Annotated in this window: 3 protein-coding genes; all 3 read right to left on the bottom strand. The window is 39.3% G+C overall.

The features are described 5' to 3' along the window. Positions 1-222 precede the first annotated feature (222 nt). Entirely contained in the window at positions 223-792 is a 570-nt protein-coding gene (locus NL646_RS23220) for an AbiV family abortive infection protein (RefSeq protein ID WP_253664754.1), read from the bottom strand. A gap of 147 nt (positions 793-939) precedes the next feature. Next, positions 940-1,608, bottom strand: a complete 669-nt coding sequence (locus NL646_RS23210) for a hypothetical protein (protein ID WP_253664753.1) — start codon at positions 1,606-1,608, stop codon at positions 940-942. 174 nt (positions 1,609-1,782) lie between these two features. After that, positions 1,783-2,427 (bottom strand): hypothetical protein, encoded by a 645-nt coding sequence (locus tag NL646_RS23205; protein ID WP_140191057.1) that lies wholly within the window; start codon positions 2,425-2,427, stop codon positions 1,783-1,785. Between the last annotated feature and the right edge of the window lie 196 nt (positions 2,428-2,623).

Here is a 2,623-nt window from a genome sequence, read left to right as displayed (position 1 = left end):
TAGTGCCACCGGAGCGAACCTGAAAGGCACATTTGATCAGGTGTAAAGCTGAAAAAAGAAACCAATAAACATCAAGACTTTTGACCTCTGATTCCAACCCAGTGCTAACGCCCTGTTAAGGGGTGAGCAGCGCAATACCGAAGCCGCCGCATACCACCATAATCACTTAAACCAACGCATAGTAAAAATGCCACGCGTTGCGAATCCCTCTTGAACAGTTTGTTAAATTAATTTTTTCAACTGACTACGACTTGCTAGAGCTTCTTTAAATTCAGCAGTCTTCCCAACTGTTTTAGCTTCAGCATCTACGAAATACTCAAGTCTCTCTTTAACCTGTGCAAGTGTAACTGCCACTTTCTCTTTATTGAAAAGCAGACTTGGTTGAGTAAATTTATTATTTACAAGCCCTGCATACAAACTGTTGTTTTTATCATCATTTAAACGCGGAGTAGATTTCATTGAATCTTCGTAGGCGGTTACGTCAGAATTGTCAGCGGGTATCTCACTAGATAAGTAATATTGCATATGCATCGCATTCAGCTTTTCGATATGACTAGTTAATCTTCGATTTAGTTTTTTCCAGTCAACGCTATCTCCATTGATTATGTCCATAGCTGTACCGACTAACATTGGAATCTTTGACAGTTCCTCATTGCAAATATGAGCTAGCGTGTAAGAACGAGCATAAAATCCATGCTTTTCTAACAAAACAGCCTCATCGAATAGACTTTGTGCATTCTGCAATACGCAAACTCGCGCGCGTTCTATTTCTTCAATTTTTAGTTTTTTCAACTGAACTCACCAAATTAATTTAACGCCCTGTTAAGGGGTGAGCAACGCAATACAAAAGCCGCCGCATACCACCTTAATCACTAAATTCAACGCATAGTGAAAATGCCACGCGTTGCGAATCCCTCTTGAACAGTTTGTTAGGCGAAATTATCGCCAATGCTCAGACTCGATTTTAAGAGATTTAAAACGAGACAGCATACCTTTAAGACTTTTAGTTGGTTTGCTTATTTTAAGGAAAATGCCGTAAATTTTAACATAGCTATCAATTTTGTTTTTCATATCTTTTAGACTGTAACAGTGATAGAACTTTGTTTCCTCTTCGCTACGACGTAATTGTTCGTCACAATAGTAACTATAAAAGTCGTCCGGTAGTGCTATGTCTATACGCCTACCATTCATAATGTATATACTGATTCTTACCCTCGGCATTGTCACAAACTCAGAAACTTTGTACCAAGGGAAAATGACTGTATATGGTTGTGCAAGGTTATCAAAAGCGAACGTGATAATATCTCTCTGCCCCGGTTCAATACACACATTTAATTTTTCTTTATAGTCAGTAAGTCTAACTGAGCTATGTTCCGACAATATCGAGCCATCAACCAATTCTAGGCGAATATCAGTTATATAAGCCTTAACTGGCTTATGATTAATCCATTCTACTTTAATTATTTTTTGATTACTCAGTCTTTTCGCATAGCACTTCAAACCACTGCGGTTTATATTTACTGAATATACAACAGCAGCAGTTGCTCCTAGTCCGGAAAACCAACTACCTAACATGGTTAATACATCTATCGTACTTGGAGTAGTCATTGTATTTTATCTCGACTTTTATTCTTTTCGCCTAACGCCGCGTTAAGTGGTGAACAACGCCTACCACCAAACCTAAACCATTGTACCTTAAACACTAAATTCAATTTAAACTGAAGTCGCCAAGCGTTGTGAATCCGCCTTAAACGCTTTGTTAGGCCTCCAACGGTGCACTACTTAAAAATCGTCTTCATCTCGGTATGATTGCAGTGTAAATGCCCCATATATTGGCTCTGGCCAAGGCTGGTTAGCTGGCGGTTTACAGTGCACAGGAATTGCTTCAGCAAATGAATTCCTATCTCTGTCGTCTTCCAATAACTCCATAATATTTAAGAACTCTTCTTTTAGTTCCTCTAACTTTTGCTGACGCTCGTTATGACTCAGGTCATGGCTATTTAACTTATCAATTTCCTTTAAATAACGTTGTATTTTCCCTGGGACCCCAAGCCGTTTCTCAGTGCGTGATATAGAACCATCAGGTATGTGCTCTTGAGTCTTCGTCTGTTCAATAACATATTCAGAAAATGCACGTGCATCTTTGACAATGTAGTCTATGCCAGTTCTGAAGCTGCCATAGTTAGCTACCATCGTATATAGCGCTACAGCACCTATTCCTATTTTAACTTTTATCGAGCCTTCTTCGACCTCAACAACAACTCTGACGGAGGTCTTGAACTTATCTTCAGCCCAAAAGCTTACTTTCTCGTCAAGGAAAGTTTTTATCTTCTCTTTTGACAAACCATCTGGAACATCTTTGATATAGATGTAAGTTCCGGCAATACCTCTCGAACGAGATTTATTCATTGTTATTTTATTTTTCAAACTAATACCTTTACTTGAAAATGAGGCCTAACGCCCTGCTAAGGGGTGAGCAACGCAATACAAAAGCCGCCGCAAACCACCTTAATCACTAAATTCAACGCATAGTAAAAATGCCACGCGTTGCGAATCCCTCTTGAGCAGTTTGTTAGTCGCGAGGCACCGAGCGACAATTTTAAGCCGAACTAAACTTTGCGAA

Source organism: Vibrio sp. Y20_XG_PY13 (assembly GCF_024181925.1).
Classification (GTDB): Bacteria; Pseudomonadota; Gammaproteobacteria; order Enterobacterales; family Vibrionaceae; genus Vibrio; species Vibrio parahaemolyticus.
The sequence above is the reverse complement of the archived record's forward strand: the minus strand, read 5'-3'. Positions and strand labels throughout refer to the sequence as shown.

Excerpts from the sequence above, each read along its gene's own strand:
- NL646_RS23210 (WP_253664753.1), bottom strand. The coding sequence starts at position 1,608 with ATGACTACTCCAAGTACGATAGATGTATTAACCATGTTAGGTAGTTGG.